The 18630-nt window shown below is 32.2% G+C and carries 18 protein-coding genes; 3 read left to right on the forward strand and 15 right to left on the reverse strand.

The window, feature by feature from the left end:
- Positions 1-10 precede the first annotated feature (10 nt).
- The 3 genes from J3D55_RS17005 to J3D55_RS17015 form a co-directional block, all read right to left on the reverse strand.
- On the reverse strand, positions 11-571 hold the full coding sequence (locus tag J3D55_RS17005; RefSeq protein ID WP_259132677.1) for a DUF2652 domain-containing protein: 561 nt from the start codon (positions 569-571) through the stop codon (positions 11-13).
- Positions 572-649: 78 nt separating this feature from the next.
- Positions 650-1396, reverse strand: coding sequence for a metallophosphoesterase (locus tag J3D55_RS17010; RefSeq protein ID WP_259132678.1), 747 nt, complete (start codon positions 1394-1396; stop codon positions 650-652).
- Positions 1397-1815: 419 nt separating this feature from the next.
- Positions 1816-3198, reverse strand: a complete 1383-nt coding sequence (locus J3D55_RS17015) for an MFS transporter (RefSeq protein ID WP_259132679.1) — start codon at positions 3196-3198, stop codon at positions 1816-1818.
- Positions 3199-3341: 143 nt separating this feature from the next.
- Between J3D55_RS17015 and J3D55_RS17020 the strand changes: the two genes are divergently transcribed.
- On the forward strand, positions 3342-3812 hold the full coding sequence (locus J3D55_RS17020) for an Lrp/AsnC family transcriptional regulator (RefSeq protein ID WP_259132680.1): 471 nt from the start codon (positions 3342-3344) through the stop codon (positions 3810-3812).
- Positions 3813-4143: 331 nt separating this feature from the next.
- The gene (locus J3D55_RS17025; protein ID WP_259132681.1) at positions 4144-4911 is read left to right on the forward strand and encodes a methyltransferase domain-containing protein; all 768 of its coding nucleotides are present in this window, start codon (positions 4144-4146) and stop codon (positions 4909-4911) included.
- Positions 4912-5041: 130 nt separating this feature from the next.
- Here the strand turns inward: J3D55_RS17025 and J3D55_RS22585 are convergent, their stop codons facing one another.
- Both J3D55_RS22585 and J3D55_RS17030 read right to left on the reverse strand, forming a co-directional pair.
- Positions 5042-5935, reverse strand: a complete 894-nt coding sequence (locus tag J3D55_RS22585) for a lysylphosphatidylglycerol synthase transmembrane domain-containing protein (RefSeq protein WP_374759506.1) — start codon at positions 5933-5935, stop codon at positions 5042-5044.
- The gene (locus tag J3D55_RS17030) at positions 5853-6821 is read right to left on the reverse strand and encodes a glycosyltransferase family 2 protein (protein WP_259132682.1); all 969 of its coding nucleotides are present in this window, start codon (positions 6819-6821) and stop codon (positions 5853-5855) included. Before J3D55_RS17030 ends, J3D55_RS22585 begins: the two co-directional genes overlap by 83 nt.
- A gap of 71 nt (positions 6822-6892) precedes the next feature.
- On the opposite strand from J3D55_RS17030, the gene J3D55_RS17035 reads away from it, so the two are divergent.
- A complete protein-coding gene (locus tag J3D55_RS17035; RefSeq protein ID WP_259132683.1) occupies positions 6893-8521 on the forward strand; it encodes an ArnT family glycosyltransferase in 1629 nt (542 codons plus the stop codon).
- Positions 8522-8593: 72 nt separating this feature from the next.
- Here the strand turns inward: J3D55_RS17035 and J3D55_RS17040 are convergent, their stop codons facing one another.
- The 10 genes from J3D55_RS17040 to tssD form a co-directional block, all read right to left on the reverse strand.
- Positions 8594-8986 (reverse strand): hypothetical protein, encoded by a 393-nt coding sequence (locus tag J3D55_RS17040; protein ID WP_259132684.1) that lies wholly within the window; start codon positions 8984-8986, stop codon positions 8594-8596.
- A gap of 93 nt (positions 8987-9079) precedes the next feature.
- Positions 9080-9682 (reverse strand): hypothetical protein, encoded by a 603-nt coding sequence (locus J3D55_RS17045; protein ID WP_259132685.1) that lies wholly within the window; start codon positions 9680-9682, stop codon positions 9080-9082.
- Positions 9679-12129, reverse strand: coding sequence for a peptidoglycan DD-metalloendopeptidase family protein (locus J3D55_RS17050; protein WP_259132686.1), 2451 nt, complete (start codon positions 12127-12129; stop codon positions 9679-9681). Before J3D55_RS17050 ends, J3D55_RS17045 begins: the two co-directional genes overlap by 4 nt.
- Before the next feature lie 97 nt (positions 12130-12226).
- Positions 12227-13048, reverse strand: coding sequence for a DUF4280 and LysM peptidoglycan-binding domain-containing protein (locus tag J3D55_RS17055; RefSeq protein ID WP_259132687.1), 822 nt, complete (start codon positions 13046-13048; stop codon positions 12227-12229).
- A gap of 50 nt (positions 13049-13098) precedes the next feature.
- Positions 13099-14136, reverse strand: coding sequence for a hypothetical protein (locus J3D55_RS17060; RefSeq protein WP_259132688.1), 1038 nt, complete (start codon positions 14134-14136; stop codon positions 13099-13101).
- A gap of 138 nt (positions 14137-14274) precedes the next feature.
- Positions 14275-14823 (reverse strand): hypothetical protein, encoded by a 549-nt coding sequence (locus J3D55_RS17065; RefSeq protein ID WP_259132689.1) that lies wholly within the window; start codon positions 14821-14823, stop codon positions 14275-14277.
- Positions 14823-15926, reverse strand: coding sequence for a hypothetical protein (locus J3D55_RS17070; RefSeq protein ID WP_259132690.1), 1104 nt, complete (start codon positions 15924-15926; stop codon positions 14823-14825). The genes J3D55_RS17065 and J3D55_RS17070 overlap by 1 nt, the downstream gene beginning before the upstream one ends.
- Before the next feature lie 31 nt (positions 15927-15957).
- Positions 15958-16260: a hypothetical protein gene (locus J3D55_RS17075; protein WP_259132691.1), complete on the reverse strand. Its 303-nt coding sequence runs from the start codon at positions 16258-16260 to the stop codon at positions 15958-15960.
- Between the two features lie 10 nt (positions 16261-16270).
- Positions 16271-18157 carry a type VI secretion system Vgr family protein gene (locus J3D55_RS17080; protein WP_259132692.1) on the reverse strand — a complete coding sequence of 629 codons (1887 nt, stop codon included), beginning with the start codon at positions 18155-18157 and terminating at the stop codon, positions 16271-16273.
- 76 nt (positions 18158-18233) lie between these two features.
- A complete protein-coding gene (gene tssD, locus J3D55_RS17085; RefSeq protein WP_259132693.1) occupies positions 18234-18623 on the reverse strand; it encodes a type VI secretion system tube protein TssD in 390 nt (129 codons plus the stop codon).
- Between the last annotated feature and the right edge of the window lie 7 nt (positions 18624-18630).

Raw genomic sequence — 18630 nt, forward strand, 5'->3', positions numbered from 1 at the left:
ACAAAAAAAATCAAACACGCTCTTTCAATTTCTCAAAATACTGAATAACACCTACATCAGGAAGATACGACTGACCATTCAAACTATTTTCAAAATCATTGGTGTTTTCAAGAAAAGAATTGCTGAATAAAGCATAAGAAGGCTGTTCGGCAAAATCATTTTTAAGCAATTGATGGGCTTCCACAACCGTCGTTCCGTACAATTTTCTGAAATTGCCGATTTTATACTGCGAAAACTTACCATAAGTGACAATAAATTTTAGAGATAAATCGATGGAAGTATTTAACATCTCACTCAGTTCTTTTACTTTTTCATTAAAAGCATTTTGCATATTCCGAAGAAGCTTGGAAATTCTCTGATACGAAGGATTCGCGTCATAACGGTAAAATAAAATGGCGTCGCCTTCAATTTCGGAGATTTCAAAATATTCGCGATTTGTTTCGATAAGTGTAGAAAGTAGTTGTGTTACAATATATTGTCCTGTATAAAGTTTAGTATTAAATACAAATTCTGTAAATCCGTTAAAATCCGGAATGAGTATGATACCATTGTGTATATTTATATTTTTCATAATGATATTAGATTATAACTTGTTGTAAAATAAAAGACGCAGCAAGTTTCATTTTACTTTATTATCATCCATAAAAATTTATACTTCCACAATCAGCTCTTTTTCATAGCCATTATATTTTTCATCAATATATCCATGAGGATTACAAATCACCTCCGTCTCTCCTATTTTATATCTTGAAGGGGTATGAATATGCCCATGAATCCAATACAAAGGTTGATATTCCAAGATAAAATCTTCAAGATTGGAAGCATAAGCGGAAGTGACAGGATCGTTTTTATATTTTTCCGGAACAGATTGAATACTTGGTGCGTGATGTGTCACCACAATATTTTTCAAGCCTTGAGAATTCTCCAAACTTTTCTGCAGCCATGCTTTTGAGAACTGATGAATTTTAAAGGTATCAATTGTCCGCATTTTAGAATAAGAAGGATCTCTTCTGATGTATTTATAATCATTCATCAAAGACTGACAGGTCATTCCGTAATATCTCGGATCTCCGAAAATGGAAAAATCCGTCCATAATGTTGCTCCGTGAAAACGAATTCCATCAATATCCACAAAAGAATCTTCCAGCACAAAAACATTGGAATTTTGTGCGGCTTCTTTTATTTTGTTTAAAGTTTTCGGATAAGAACCTTTATAATATTCATGGTTTCCAAGAACGTAAATTACAGGTTTATCGGAAATTTTAGTCTTGATCCATTCAATTCCCTTTGTTCTCAAATTCACGTCTCCTGCCAAAATAACGAGATCTGCATTATCAAAAGATAAATCGGTAAGTCCAAATTCCTGATGCAGATCGCTGATGATTTGTATTTTCATTGTCATTAAAATCACCGCAAATTAAATTAAAAAAAATTAAATGAAACCTCAATGACAAAAATTAAAGGCTATTTTTAATCTATTTAAAGTTTATTTATAAATCTGTTTAGAATTTTCATTTGAAGCTTTTTGACTTCGTCGAATTGTACTTTTATTTTTTTTAAGGAGCAATTTCCTGCTTTCCGTTGCAATCTTTTTTTGCAAAAAAAGGATTTTCACTGCAATCAGGGCTAGGATTTTTGTCGTTTCTTCAAGACATCGCAATCAGTTCAACATACTAAATAATCTAAGCATAAAGTTAGAAAATAGTTTGACAAATATTGTGGATGTAAACCTTCAAGGTTTTAAAAACCTTGAAGGTTTAATTTTTAACAGTCGCAAATTCCCATTCATATAGTTTTATGTAAAAAAAAATCAATTTACGAAACAGCTACTTCTGTCTGCCTTACTTTTAAACTTTTTAAGATGAAATAAAATAATATTCCTAAAGCAAAAACAGCATATCCTATCAGAATAATCAGGCTTAAATTTCCAACCGCCAGTTCTGAAGGGAAAATCTGACTCATTAACGTCATAAAAGACAATCCGATTCCTGCTCCTAAAAAATAGCTTGTAGAACCTAAACTTGAAGCCACTCCATAGCTTGAAGGCTGCACATCCTGAATTCCCAACACCGATAAAGCCGTAAAACAAAACGTCATTCCTACTCCTGAAATACAGGCTGAACCGATTAAAACCAATGTCAAAGGATGGCCAAAATATACGGAAATCAATAAAAATAAAGCGCCCGTTAACATAAAACTCCATCCGAAAACTCCCATTTGGGCAGAATTTAATCTTTTTGAAATATGTGGTAAAACAAACTTCGCTACCAACGCAGATAGTACGCTGAACGGAACCAACATTAATCCCGCGGAAGCCGCACTGTGATTCATATCTTTTTGAAGCATTAAAGAAATCAAGAATAAAAATCCGATAAAAAATGCTCCCAATGCAACGAATGCAAGATTGGAAATCATCAAAGATTTATGTTTAAATAACGTTAGATTAATCAACGGTTGTGAAGCTGTTTTTAAGCGATAAAATACCAAAGCCAACAATAAAACAGCCAAAATAAGAGCGCTTACAATCACAAAAGTATGTTCTTTAATATGGATCAATTCATGAGTTCCGTAGGTTAAACTTAATAACCCCAGAACCAGTAAAATTCCTGATGTAATATCTGTTTTCTGAAATTTTTCTTTCCCGTCTTTCGGAAGATATTGATAGGCAAAAATTAATGTAACAAAAAGAATCGGAACATTAATCAGAAAAACCCAATGCCAACTCAGATAGGTACTGATAATTCCACCCAACGAAAGTCCGCTTCCTGAACCGATTGCCGCAAACGAACTGAAAATTCCAATTGCACGATTTCTTTCCTGATCTCCTTTGAAAGTGTTGGTGACAATCGACATCGCAGAAGGCATGATAAAAGCCGCTCCAAGTCCCTGTAAAGCACGGAAAATTGCCAACGTTTCAAAGCTTGTGGACAAACCTGCACCTAAAGAAGTTAACATAAAAATCAATGATCCCAAAAGGAAAATTTTCTTACTTCCGATTTGATCAGAAAGTTTTCCGCCAATGATCAGAAATCCGCCGAAAAATAATACATACAAAGTCTGCAGCCACTGAACAGTTTCCGCACCGATACCAAATTGCTCCTGAATAGAAGGAATTGTAAGATTAATAATGGCAATATCCAAAGCTTCCACAAATGTTCCTACCGATGCTAAAATTAATATCAAATTCTTTCTGTCCATATCGTTCAATTATGCTGCAAAATTAAAATTAATAGAACGTATGTAAAAATTATGATCTAAATTTGGAACATATTTAAATATAAGTTAATATAAAAAGAACAAATATTCTTTTATTTAAAATTTAACCTCAAAAAACAGAACAAATGGCAACGGAAAATTATATCCCCGACGAAAAAGATCTTTCCATTCTACGGATTTTACAAAAAGATGCAAAATTGAGTGTTCGAGACATCGCGACAAGAATTAATCTGAGCCCTACTCCCACTCATGAACGCATCAAAAGAATGGAAAAACTAGGAATCATCAAAGAATATACGACCGTTGTTGACCGCAAAAAAGTGAATAAAGGAATGATGGTGATCTGTATGATCGCGCTGAATGTTCATAATAAAAAAATGGCAGGACAGTTCATTGAAGAAGTCGGAAAATTGAAAGAGGTTGTTGAGTTTTATAACATCAGCGGAGATTTTGATTTTATGCTAAAAATTCTCGCCCCGAATATGGATGAATTTCATGAGTTTTTTGTGAATAAATTATCTGAAATCGAAGGAATCGGACAAACAAAAAGTATTTTTGTGATGAATAGCATTAAAGAAAGTTCGCAAATTCTTTGATTTTTTTGAATTAATTTGAATTGAATTTTAACGCTAAAGTCGCGAAGTTTTTTGTTTAAATGATTGTGGCTATTTTCGTTCGCAAGGGCGTTTCACTCAGCAAACGATATTGTACTATTAGTATGTTTGTCATTCCGGAGGAATCTAAGCAAATTTTTTAGAAATTTATCTGAAAAGATTCGCGCCTAGATCCCTACGGGATGACAAACTTTGTGGTTAGTTGTAAATTTTATTAATTGAAGAGTACAACATTTTAAGTCTTTTTTAATACTCTAATTTATTTTTTGAGATTGAAATTTTGTAAATTGAATCACCATTAAATTTACAAATCATGCCTTGGAATCCTGAAGTTTACAATCAATTTAAAAATATTCGTTTTAAGCCTTTTTTTGATCTTGCAGATCTGATTGCTGATGAAAAAGAAATGAAAGCGATCGACTTAGGTTGCGGAACGGGCGAACAAACCGCGATTCTTACAGAAAAATTTCCTCAAGCGACATTTATCGGCATCGATTCTTCTCCCGAAATGCTTGAAAAATCGAAAAGTCTTGAAAATGAACGTCTTCATTTCAGGCAATCGACAACGGAAGAAATTTTAGCGAGTGATGAAAACTGGGATCTTATTTTCAGCAATGCAGCTTTGCAATGGTCTGACAATCATAAAGATTTATTCCCGAAATTGATTTCGAAATTGAAAACCAACGGACAACTGGCAATACAAATGCCTTATCAACCCGGAAATATTCTCAATCAGATTTTGTCTGAAGTGGCAAATGAAGACCCTTTCAAAACCCAGTTAAATAACTGGAACCGCCCTTCTGCAGTGCTTACAATTGATGAATACGCACAGGTTTTATTTGACAACGGTATTGAAGATCTGAATTTGTCACAGAAAGTGTATCCTATTATCGCGGAAGATCATGAGACTTTATTTAATTTTATTTCAGGATCGGCTCTGATTCCGTATCTGGAAAGGTTGGATGATGAGCAACAGAAAACTTTTAGTACAGAATTTAAACATCGAATTGTAAAGAATTTCCCCAAACTTCCAGCAATTTATTCGTTTAAGAGAATTTTGATGTACGGAAGGAAAAAATAAACTGCATTTTTTTACTACAAAAGAGGCAAAAGATTACTATATTAATTATTTAAGTTCATTATTAAGCTGTAAATAAGACCACAATAGCTTTTAACAATCTTTGATTTTCTATTACTAATTAAGTCACTCTTTAATTGAATTTTTTAAACATTGAAACCAATCCTAAAAGGGAAAAAAAAGCCGTGACAACCGTAAAAAGTAAGGAAGCGGAAATACAAATTGAGGTATTAAAATCGAAATATTTTGAAGCCTGAAGAAACAAAAATTCCCTGACTCCGATTCCTGCGAATGAGATTAAACTTAACACTGAACTTCCTAGAAAAGTAATACTATAGATTGTAAAATTTTCATTTACGCCTAAACTTTTTAACAAAAACACAAAACAGATGATTTGTAATATCTGTATTAAAATCGAAATAAAAAATGTTTTTATAAAAATTGATTGATATGCAGGAAACCATTTTTTAGTTATAAGAAAAGTCAAAAAAAAGCCTGCAATACTCATTAAAACAGTCAAAAAAATCCATTTTAAAGGTAATAGAAAAATTGAAAAGGTTAGAATTAAAATGCAAATTGCCAACAATCCACTCAATCTGTCATTAAAAATAGCGGAAGTAATTTTTTTTGCATTCCAGCCGAAATTTTTATTTAAAACATAGATTTTATACGCATCGCCGCCGATTCCCCCCGGAATAAAAAAATTGTAAAACATTCCTAAAAAATACAGTTCGAGATTGTTTTTAAAACTCAAATTAAAATCATTGGCTTTTAAATAAAATTCCAGTCTTTTTGTCGATAAAATCTGTGATGCCAAAAATAAAAAAGCACCTAAAATTACATACGAAACATTTACTTTAGACCAAACTTTCGTAACCTCCCGAAACGGTATTTTCCTAAAAACAAAATACAACAAAGCAATGCTTATCGATATTTTCAAAAGATTAATAAATACTTTTCGCGTATTCTTTCTGTCCAAAACTCGTAATTTTTCTGATATTGAAAGGGCGCTTGCTTTGAGATTCATAATAGGTTTTCATTAGCATATCGATAATGATTCCTGTTGTAAAAAACTGAATTCCGATAAAGATCAAAGGAATTCCTAAAATCAATAAAGGTCTTCCTCCAATGTCGTGTCCCAACAACTTTTCTATTAAAAGATAAATGTTGATAAACATTCCAATCGTGAAAGTTACCAAACCAATATTTCCAAAAAGATAAATTGGTTTCGACAGATATTTTTGATTAAACAAGATCAAAAGCAAATCATTAATTACCTTAAAAGTCCTGTTAATCTTATACTTGGAAACCCCAAATTGTCTGGCGTGATGTTTCACAGGAATTTCAGCAATTCTTGCCCCATTAAGATGCGCCATCAAACTTATAAAACGGTGATTTTCTCCATATAGATTCAAGTCTTTTGCGGTTTCATTTCTAAAAACTTTCAACGCACAACCCTGATCGGAAATGTCGAGTTTTGTCGAATTTCTAATAATAATATTCGCGATTTTCGAAGGAATTGTTTTGAAAGAAGAATCCTGCCTGTTTTGCCTTTTTCCGACGACTAAATCATAATCCCCTTCTTCCAAAAGATCGATCATTGCCGGAATATCAGTAGGATCATTCTGCAAATCGCCATCTAAAGTGATGATATAATCTCCTGAAGCATAGTCGAATCCCGCCATCATGGCAGAACTTTGACCGTAGTTTCTTTTTAGCTGAATCAAAACGACATTCGGGTTGTTTTTAGCAATAATTTCTTTTACCGTTTTGTCTTTCGAATTGTCGTCAATGAGGATCAGCTCGTAATAATAGCCGTTCATTGTTTCCTGAATCCGGTCGATGATAAGTCCGGCATTGCCTTCCTCATTATACATGGGAATCACTAAAGAATAAAATTTGTTATAATCCATTTATTTAAGGATTTTTTTTAAATTTGCTTTGCGAGCGTTTAGTAAAATTATTAAAAACCTTATTCTTTACTATGAACAAAACGTTACTATTATCGCCGCGCCAATTACTTTTTCTTTACATTGGTTTTTCCTTAGTGTACCTCTCCGGATTGTTTGTTCCGCTTATGGAAAATGATTCTGCGCAACATGCTTCAATGGCAATGAGAATGGCCTTAACCAATGATTTTTTCAATATTTATAAAGGAGAAAATCCTTATCTCGATAAACCTCATCTTCATTTTTGGCTTGCTGCTATCGCCATGAAAATCTTCGGAATCAATCATATTGCATATAGAATTCCTTCGTTGATGGCTCTAATTTTAGGAGCTTTTTCGACAAAAAAACTGGCTAATCTACTTTACGAAAATGAAAATACCGGTTATGTAGCTTCTTTGATCTTTCTTTCGGCACAAACCATTATTCTTTCAGCTCACGATGTGAGAACTGATGCGGTTTTGACTGGTTTTATCATCTTTTCAATCTGGCAATTTGTGAAGTTTTTTAAAACTCAAACTAACCTGAGTGCAATATTAGCCGGATTAGGCACTGCAATGGCTTTTTCGTCTAAAGGTTTGATGGCAGTTGTCATTATTGGATTTTGTGTTTTTTCTTATCTTTTATATTCAAGAGAGTGGAAGAAATTTTTTAACTTAAAAATCATTTTTACATTAATAATTTTCGTTATTGGAATTTCTCCTGTTTTATACGCTTATCATCATCAATTTGGAGAAGAGGGAATACAATTTATTTTATTTAATCAAAGTATGAATCGCCTTACAGCAAATGGTTTTAAAGAAACCAGTCCAGATTATTTTTTCTTTTTCCATACGTTATTGTGGGCTTTTTTACCCTTTTCATTGGCGTTTTACTTTGGCGTTTTTGAGAAAACAGCTTTTTTTATTAAAAATAAATTCAGAAAAATTGAAGGAGTTGAATTTCTGACATTAGGTGGATTTTGGTTGGTGATGTTGATTTTTTCAATCTCAAAGTTCAAGCTTCCTCATTATCTGAACGGATTGATTGCAATTCTTGCTATCTTGACTTCCATTTACTTATTTGATATTTATAAAAAGAATTCTATCAAGAAAGTAAGAATTTTATATATCGTTCAGTTGGTGGTAATTTTTGCAACAATTCCGGGTTTGGGTTTACTTACTTATTATTTTACCGGAATTCACAATATTGTTTTATTTGTTTTATTTGTCTGTATTTTCATCTATTTGTTGATTAATATTTTCAGGAAAGAGAATATTTTCAAGAAGTTTGTTTTTATTTCTTTGGTATTTTCAATCGCTGTTAATATTTATCTGAACACTCAATTTTATCCTGTTCTAACACAATATCAGGGAAGTTTGAAAATAGCAGAATTCGTCAATAAAAACAAAATTGAAAAAGATAAAATCTTTATGTTGAAAGGTTACGAACCTTGGGCTTTCGACTTTTACACGAAAAGAAACACACCCCGAGTTGATGAGAATTCACTAAAAAAAGGAGATTATCTTGTTATTTATGATGAACATTTATCAACCTTAAAAAAGACTTACAAACTAATCGATAAAGAAAATCATTATCGAATTACACGATTATCATTGAAATTTTTAAATCCGAAAACGCGAAATGGGCAATATGAGAAGATTTCTTTGGTGGAGGTTTTGGAGTAGATTAGTACACGATAAAACGAGCAAACTCCAAAAAAATTTATATACTGTAATCTTCCCATCTTTAGGTATACTCTATTCATTTACTTTTTCGAGTTTTAGCCACTTGTCGCTTTCAAATCGTCCAGATTTGATATAATAAAATGTATTAATTTTTTTAATATAAATTGTATTAATCATACTATCATTCGAACACAAACCTTCACCTTTATAACTCATAACAAATACCTTATTTACACCTTTTTTAATAGAATATTCTCCTTCACAATATGCTTCTAAAGAGTTATTTGTATCAATTCTTAAAAATGCTTTGTTATTTTTAAAATGAAGATTAAACTTAATGTTAATAATATTTTCGGTTTCTATTTCTTCAACTTTTGTTGTTATCATGTAATTTCCAGAGAGATATTTTTGTGCATAACTATTGGAAAACAATATCAAAAGAAAAACGTAAGTAATTTTTTTCATTTTATTTTAAAGTAGAATTAAAGTTGTCATTTATCACCCCAAAGATCAATTCTTTTATCAAATATTACTTTTATAATGGCTCAGATAGTTTAATCATTTCTGTTTTAAATATTCAGAAATTAATTTTATATATAATGAAAAAGCATTTTCAGGTATGTCTTTCTCTTTTATTTCTTTTATTAGCGTCCATTTATTATTTTCATATAAATAAATAGACTCTACCGCTTCTTTATTAATATCAAACTCTTGTGTTTCATTATCATATTTTTCGATATACTTTTTATCTAATAGGCTTACTAAAATGTAATATCTTTCTTTTTGTAATTGAAGTCTTTTTCTAATTTTAGGGGAATCATTTGCAATATCTATAGGGTTACCAGCCTTTGAAAAATAACCTTTGGGATTATTTATATTCCAATAATATTGTTCTCCTTTATCTTTACCAATAAAATTCACAGAAAAAGCACCAATATTTTTATCTAAATAAGAATAAGACGGGTATAGATCTCCTGTCAATTCGTCTGAAATTGAGAATCCATTTTTTTGATATTTCTCATCTAAAAAATTAATTTTAGTGTAATTATTACTTCTATTTGTAATTATAGGTTTCTTATCTAGAGACTCTATCTTCTCTTGTGTTTGACCATTACAACTGTTTAGTATAAATAAAATTGTAAGTATAAATAGTTGTTTCATAATTTAATTGGATTGCCTTTAGTTGTTTCATCAAATTTTGTTTTCATAAATTGTTCTGCATCAATTCTTTTTGTACTGCCATAAAATTTATTTTCTCTTGACGCTTCAATATGAACATGCCAGTATTTAATTTCTATTCCTCTTGAACCATTAGGTTTTAAACCTGCATTTCCAGTACATCCTGATATTCCTATTATTTGACCATGTTTAATTTTTTGCCCTTTTTTAACTTTTACACTGTCCAAATGACAATAAATAATCCAAACATCTTTTCCTTCTTTATCTTTTGACTTTATAGTAATCGTATTTCCCATAGAGTTCAATCTATATTCTTGAGACTTGAAAGATGTTACAGTATCTACTACTTCACCACATAAGAGGGAATGAATTTCAACAAATTTACCATTACTAAGTATATCTACTCCAGTATGATAATAACCTTTCGGATGAGTTGAATTATATCTTTTCTTTCTATTAAATCTATTTTTATTTACATTATCACTCTGATTATTTATTTTAGGATTTGGAATTACGTCTGCATATTCAAAACATTGAGAACAGTCATCAGAACAATTTCCATCTGATTTTAAATTTTCTTTTGTAATACCACAAGAAAAATTAGCTTCTTTTACAGATAATCCTTCTGTATATATTTCCTGTGCTACCATTGCAACTTCCCAAACATAAGTATTACCGTTTGGATCAGTTGGAACCTTTTTTTTAATTTTTTTCCCTTTTTTATTGATTTTAGTTACATATTCCCATTCTCCTTTTTCTTTATAAAACAAAGGATTATTTCGATATGCTGCACCATGTAAAACTACATACTCTCTTTCCGAACCATGTCCACATGCTTTTGGATATAAAACGGCTAAATATAAATCTACCAATGTTTTGTATTTAGCTTTTTTCGGTGTTAAGTGTTTTTCAACATAATTCATTTGTTCTATAAAAGTCATTTTAATCAACTTTTCTTGTGTTGTTCCTATTGTTTCAGCAGCATCTTCTCCAAATTGTATAAGACCAACATAACCAATTCCATTGTCAATGGAAGGACTAAATGTTTCTGCGGTTTCCAAAGCCATTACAGTCATTAACCAATTTGGATCGACTCCAAGATTCTTCGCAACTTCAATAACTTTTTTTCTTTCATTACATCCAAGCTTATCTCCCCAAACCAAATCATACTGTTTACAAATACAAGTCCCTGTTTGTTTCTCTTGTTTCGATTCCTTCACCACCGCCGCACTTTTCACCTTCTCCACTTCCATCAATCCATCCGAATCAACTCCAAATCTCTTAGAATAAGCCGACACATCCAACGGCAAAACTTCAATAAAATAGTTTTGAGAATCTTTATCAGGATCACCCCAAACATCAATCCCATTCTCAAACATTTCTTTTGTAATGGTAATTTCAGGCATATCTGCTAAATCATAACTTAGTTTTATCTTATTGCTTCTGTAGATCTCATCATGAGAAGCTGCATCATATTCCCAAATTACATATTGAATATGTTTATCTTTCATATTACTGGATGCAATCCGTACTCTTATCTTATCTCCAACCGTAATTTTCGAAAGTTTTTGTCCATTATTATTCACAAAATACGCATCAGTAATTCTCCCTTGCGCATCTGTCTGCTTTGGTGCGGAAGAACTTTTTGTCGCCGGAAATTTGGGTGTATTTTCTTTAGGCTGAGATTTCTGTGAAGTCGTTTTCTTTGGCTCTTGTTGTTTGGAAGTAGAAGGAGATTGCTTTTTTGGAGGAATTGGCGACTTTGGTGAATCTTTTTTATAATCAGGATTCGCTATATCTACATTCACCTGACTTGCTCCTTTTATTTTGCCGTGATAACTTGCTGTTATATAATATTCATGGTTTTTTCCTTCGCTTTTCTCTCCTTTCATCAGATATTTATTGGCAACCTGTTTTAGGATTCTTTCATCGGAACTTAATGGTATTTTTGTCTCCGCAATTCCCTTTTCATTAACTTTTGCTTTATATGTTCTGAGATTTCGGTTGTTTTTATTCACCACAGCATTATGCCCTCCTCCTGAAGCATCGTCTTCCCATAGCTGAAATTCTATTTCCTCATCAAACATGGCAATACAATGCGCTTGTGCAATCAAAGTATCTCGATAATTAGCTTTGTTAACATCTTTTGAACCTCTGTTAAGCAAAATAACTTTATCTATTTGAGGTGTTTTGCTACTGGCTGGAACAATATCTAATGCTCCTGCTAAAGTTTTAGAAGATGCCGCACTGGGAAGTAGCCCAGGTTTTACTTCATATACTTTCAGACGAAATTCTACACCAATACCTATTTCGCCAAAATTGTATAAAACTTTTATACCTTTTTTGGGAGTTTGGGTAATATCTTTCCAGGTGTTATTTTTTCCCTTTTTGTAAATATACCATTCGTAAGTTGTGTTGGAAACTTCCAAAACCACCCATTAATATGGATGCGAAAGTATTGATCTCGTACTCATATTTAATCCCTACAACAGGATTCTGATTGCCTATTATTTTTCCTGCCATAGCTTAACTGTAATATAATTGGTCTGTATCATTCACCTCCTCTTTAAACTCATTATAATCCATTATCGGATTATATATTTGCTGTTCCTGTGTATTGGCGTTATTCGCATGACTTTTACCTGCTTCACTCTCTTGACCATGCTTGAAAACCTTTATTTTTCCGCCTGTACTGCACATGAGTTCCGAAGCTTCTGTGAGGCAGCTTTTACCCATTACTTTTACTTTTTCATAAGGCTTTTTCCATTTTCCTGCAGCGGCATAAGCACATGGAAGATAACCTCCCGATGAAGGTTTTAGTTTGCATTGTCCGAATGGTTGCGCCGGAGGATCAAACTGCAGATCATCTTCTGTTACTGCCAGAAAATCGGCTTGTCCATCTGCATCATTCCAGTAATGTTTTTGGTGACTTGTAACTTTAAATTTTGGAAATTTAAATCCTTGATTACATTGTGCCATTCCTTTCTGAACGACGAAATATTTACCGTCATGTTCACTGGATTTACTTTCATTTTGTTTTTTTTCTTCTTGCTTTTCTTCTTCTTCTTTTTTCTCATCTTTTTTTTCGGATTGCTGATCTTCTTCGTCTGCTTCATCATCATAACCATTCATGGAGTTTACTTCTTCTAATTCTGGGGGTTCTTCTTTTAGGTATTTTTGATCTTCGGGAATGATGATTTCTTTTCCGGGAATCGGATCGTACCCAATTAAATCTTCTAGCGGACAATAAATGTTATGAAAAGAACGAAGTACAGCTGCGTCTTTTACATTAAACTGAGAGGCAATAGAAGAAAGAGTATCTCCTTTTTGTACAGTATATTTTTTCATCTTTTTTGTGTTTATTCTTCAATTAAAGTATTAAATTTCTTTCGTGAAATTTAATTTTTCACTTCCTTTACTGTCAATATCTGTCTGCTGTAGATCTCTTCTTCATGCCAGATTGTGACGGATGCTTCTGCCTGTGAAAATCTTCTTGTTACTTTATGTGTTTTGTACCGAAGTTCTATTTCTACAGAAGCGGGATTATCTTCATTTTCTTTGAATTTCATGCCTCGAAGCAATTCCTGTACGCTGTAAATGTCCTGCATATTTCCATGAATTATAGTTTCTATAAATTCATTATCTTCATGATTATATTCTGCATCAAAACGAAATTTTACAGGGAAAGAATTTTGAACGATATACCATTCTTCTTCCCAGGATTTTTTTTTATGAAACCAGTCCATTTTTGGAAAAACAATCTGATAAAGCAGGGTTGCAGAAAACTGTTTAAGTAAAAAATTTTCGTCCCCGATATTTTCTTGAAATTTATTAATATATTTCTTTGAGATTTCGCCAACAAAAAAGTCCTCAAGATCCTGTTTTTTACTTAAAAACTTTTGAATAATATCTTTATGATTATACAATCCTTTAATTTTTCCCTGAGCCAAAACGGTGAATGCAATCGGTGAAATACTGTTCATACAGGCAATAGAAAGCGAGCTTATTTTATCATCCACCGATTCGTTATGTTTCTTAAATCCGGAACAGTATGTTTCTGCAATAAATCCTTCAGTTGCGGTTTCCCTAAGTGCAATATGAAACAGATAATCCACTTCAAGATCTTCTGTCAAAGATTTTTCAAATCTTTCTTTTACTTGATATTCTTTAGCATAAAAATTTTTTGAAAGATAATATGCCGGAAGTTCACCATCTTTTATCTGAATATGTTTTTTTTCTTTTAACTCAGCCATTATATTTGAAGGCGGAATTAAAATTTCATGAAATCCCTTAAGATCATATCCAATAAGATTTTTTATATCGCAATACGTGTTGTGATATTTTCTTAATTCATCCACAGCAACGCCCAATTCCTCAGCAACGGAAGCTAAAGTATCTCCTTGTTTTATGTGATATGTTGGAATACTGATGTTCATTTCATTAAAAACGATGTATAAGTTAAGTGCAACAGATTAAAGCAAAATATAATATTGATATTTCTAAATGATCAGGTATATTACAGAGTTATTCCCATGGATACTAAAAGAATTATTTTAAAATTTTTAACTAAAAACTCAATCATTTATTAGATAAGGTTCAACAGCTTTTATGTATCTCCATCCATTTTTTTCGAATTTCACATTATAGCGACCATAACCCTCTTCAATCTTTAATTTATATTTTGGGTCATAGAGTAAGTACCCAATTTTGTAACCTTCAAAACGTGGTTTTTGATAAATAATAAATTGAATTGTAGAATCCTTATTAATGTGTAGAGAATTGGAAACTGAATATTTATCATTAGCATCTGACACTAAATTTTTATTATATAAAATATTAATTGGATTAAAAAACGTTTTACTTCCTTCTTTTCTTTTTAGTAAATCAAAATAATATTCGTTCGTTCCGAAATCATCTCTTTGCTTAGTAAAAACTATTTTATCGGAAGAATTTACAGACTGCCTTATATGATGTGTCATAAAATATTCATGATTTTTGATTATACTATCCTTCGCACTTTCAAAGTAGGCAATATCTTTCTCATTAATATTAGGAGTATAAAAGTAATAACCAATACTTACTACTAATACAATTAAAATAAATATTAAAAACTTATTTTTCATTATTGAGGCTTAAATTCTGTTAATTTATTATCCAATCCTTTTGGTGTATCTCCACCTTTAACACCATTTATTGCTCCTGTTGAATTCCAGACTGCATGATCCCCATCTTGCCATATTTTATATCCCAAAAATCCACCTTTTTCAACATTCTTATCATTTATTTCTATCTTTTTAAAATTTCCGTGCCACGTTGGTTGATAGTCTGACCTTGTTTTAAATGCAAAAACAGAGATTCCAAGATAATTTGCTAATTTTTGAGCTAAACTTTGTTCTGAATGAATATCTGAAGGAAAAATTGATGGTTCATATAAATAAACATTTGAAAATCCTCTTTTAAGCTCAGTATACCTTCTCTGAGCGGATTCTTTAGTTAAATGTTTTTCTGTAAAATCAGCTTTTCCTGCAAAATACTGAAGAGTATAATATGATGTGAAATCATCTTGCATAACATCTTTTTGGTCATTTCCTGTTCTGCATGCATAAGAATGAACCTGAGCGTCCTTAGAAAATATTTTTTTATTTATCTTATTTATTTCTGGAAAAGTAAAAGTTTCTGGACCATCGATGTTCTTTCCTATGTGTCCTAAACCAAAAGTAATTTTACTAGGCATCCCATGTGAATAAAAATGTAAAAATTTAATATTTTGATAACCGTTAATTTTATTTATCATTTCTGAAACATTGCTAATTTGTACATAGTCAATTTCTAAATTTGTATATTTTGAAATTAAAGATTTTTTCACCTCATTGATTTCTGCTTGATTATATGAAGTTTCATCTAGGGATTTAATATAATTAAAATAAATTAAGCAAACTTTTTTCCATTTATTCTTATTCAAAAGTAATGTTCTGACTGCCTGTGCAAAAAATCTCATTTTATTTCCATACGTTGGCTCATGCAATTCTGAACCCACTACCATAATTGCATCACACAACACTATAATATCAACTTTTACACTAGCATTTTCATTAGGAGCTTTGAAGAATGCATACATTCTAAGTTTTGAAGAATCATTACTTCCTAATACTTTATGGGTAATTTCTTTATATCCTTTACAAGATACATCCTTAAGATTTTTCAAAGTTCCATCATCATATTTCACCCCCCATCTTAAATTTTGTAATTCTCCTTTTTTAGGTTTCTCGATTAAATTGAGTCACTTTATAGGTATACCATTTGTCTTTTTCTACTACATCAACTTTTTTATCTTTTTCATCAAACGGACCTTCTACTTTTAAAACTCTTAACTCTAAAGGAGGTTTTCTGTCTCTTTTTTTATTATGACTAACTCCTCCTTTTTTACCATCCTGATAAAATTTCCCAGTAACAGTATTTCTTGTTTTTTTACTTTCCTCAAGAATCTGTCCGTTTGCCTTGCCTTTTATATTTTTAGCAATTATGGTGATTTGTCCTTTATTTTGATCTTTTTCAGACATGGCTCAGATTTTATGCATTATGACCTTTTTCTCCAGATAAATTATGTATCGTTTCTTCACTATTTTGAATATAATCTTTTCCGGCTGCGACATCTATATTCTCCATAGCATTTTTGTGAATATCATTGGCTTCATAGCTATAGCTCTCGCTTGCAATTTTGGTAATATTAGTTGCATTCAGAGAATAATCCATAGTCGCATTCTGAAAAATATTCATCCCAGCTACTTCTGTAATATTCATGCCTGCAGAATTACTTTTATTCATACCCACACTCGTCGTCATATTCTGTCCAACATTAATATTCATATTTTTCCCAGCCGTCAAAGTCATATCATTCGGCGCATTCACATTAATATTCCCCGCACCATCCATCAGATAAGTATTTCCACTCGGATCTTCTATAAAAACAGAACCTTCCGCATCATTTAAAATAATCTTAGTTCCGCTTCTAGTGTGAATAACCTTCTTGTCATTTCCACTTGTATGATAAGAGCTGATTTCGCTTCCGTTATAATGCGTTCCCATTACAAAAGGTTTTTCTGCATTCCCTGATTCAAAACCCACTAAAACTTCTTCTCCAATTTCTGGAATAAAATGAAAACCTTTGCCACTTCCTGAGTGAGGTTGTATTAATCTAATCCAAGGTGTGGTCTCATTTTTCTCTTCCTGCCACGGAAACTGAACCTTTATTCTACCCATTCCCATCGGATCATTATTGTCGATTACTTTTGCCGGTTGTTCTTCACCTTTTGGTAACGCTTCATTATCGATGTACGGAGCAGCATTGAATAAATCCGGAATTCCCACAAACTCATTGTAATAATCTTCACCATTATAGCAATGTTTAATTTCTATAATACGGTAGGTTTCCATTGCTTTTGAGTTGATATCCGAAATTTCAGCTCTTCCGCCTATTTTAAGATCAGGGTCTTTACTTTTTCCTCTTACCTGCATAAGATTTTCCCTGCTTTCTTTTTCTCTTCGCACCGCTTCTTCCAGTTCTTTATCCGAACTATCACTGATACCGGTATGATTGAAATGCATTTTCGGTTTTTTCTTGAAAACATTTCGTGAAGCGTTCACAGAAATACTTTGAAAAGGATTTTCCTTAAATTCTGATTTTATACTGCTACTGTCTTTTTCAATCTTTGAACCGCTTTGTGCATCGTAAGAAATATAGCTGAAATCCTGAGGCTGCACTCTCATTTCGAATTCAATATCAATTAAATCAATATTTTCTGCAAGCTTCACCATCGGCTGTACTGCCGTTCCGAAAATAAGATTCTGACCATTGTAATAGAAAAATTCTCCATAACGGATTGCTAATCTTCTGATAAACTGATAGTCAGACTCTTTGTATTGAACAGTATAAGGAAGTGTATATTTTGTATTGGGCAATTCAACTTTTATTTTTGCTTCCTGTGGATAACCTTCCGTTACTTTTTCAAAAATATCTCCCAGTGTTTTATCTTCAAAACTTTGACAGTCTCTTCCGTTTTCCAGCAAGATACTTGGAGCATAACCTGTAATATAAAGGTTTCCATAGCCTCCTCCTTCATCTTTTTTGTTGCGTATACCTCCGATAATTCCGGCAAAAGTCTGTCTTGGTTTTCCAAAACGCCAATACGTAATGACCAGTTCTTTGCCAAGAAGGTTTTTAGAACTTTCCATCACATAACCTTCAAAACTGTCTAAGGCATCATCAGGAACGGTGATGTTGAATGTATCATGATCTGCCGTTTTCTGAGTAAGCTCCACGGTATAGCTGTCTTTTGCTAAAAAATCTTTCCCGTCCAGCGTCAGAAGACAATAAACCAACGGATTAGTCGGATCATGAAGCCATTCTTTAAACGAACGTGACGTACCGAATATAGTTGAGAAGTCTTGGTTTTCCATACTGTTTTAATGATTGTTGGTTGTCAGTTGATAATTTTTATCGTTTTGCAAGTTTTTTCTTACCCTACATTTCTATTTATTCTCTCCATTGTTTTTCGTGTACCGCTCCGTTCACATTGAATTTTTTAGCAACCAAATGCATTTCAATCTGTAATGGCTGACTGTCAATCGCATTGAAATATTCCGTAAAATTTACACAGAAAGCTTTCTCAAAAATTAATTCCTGCAGTTTGCTCATGGCATCTCTGCGGTAAAAGATGATCTTCCCGTTTTTTACCTGACTATGATCCAACATCCAGTTTAAGAGTTCGGGATTTCCGGTACTTTCGATCTTAATCATGATTTCTCCGCCTTTGGGCATTCCTTTTGGTTTTCCCGTCCCGTCTACCGGCTGCACGAAGTTGTATTTACACTCTAGTATATTGTAGATGTTGCCGTCTAATTCTAATTTGGATAAAAAGGACATACTTTTT

Origin of the sequence: Chryseobacterium ginsenosidimutans, from assembly GCF_024807225.1 — a bacterium.
Lineage (GTDB): Bacteria > Bacteroidota > Bacteroidia > Flavobacteriales > Weeksellaceae > Chryseobacterium > Chryseobacterium ginsenosidimutans.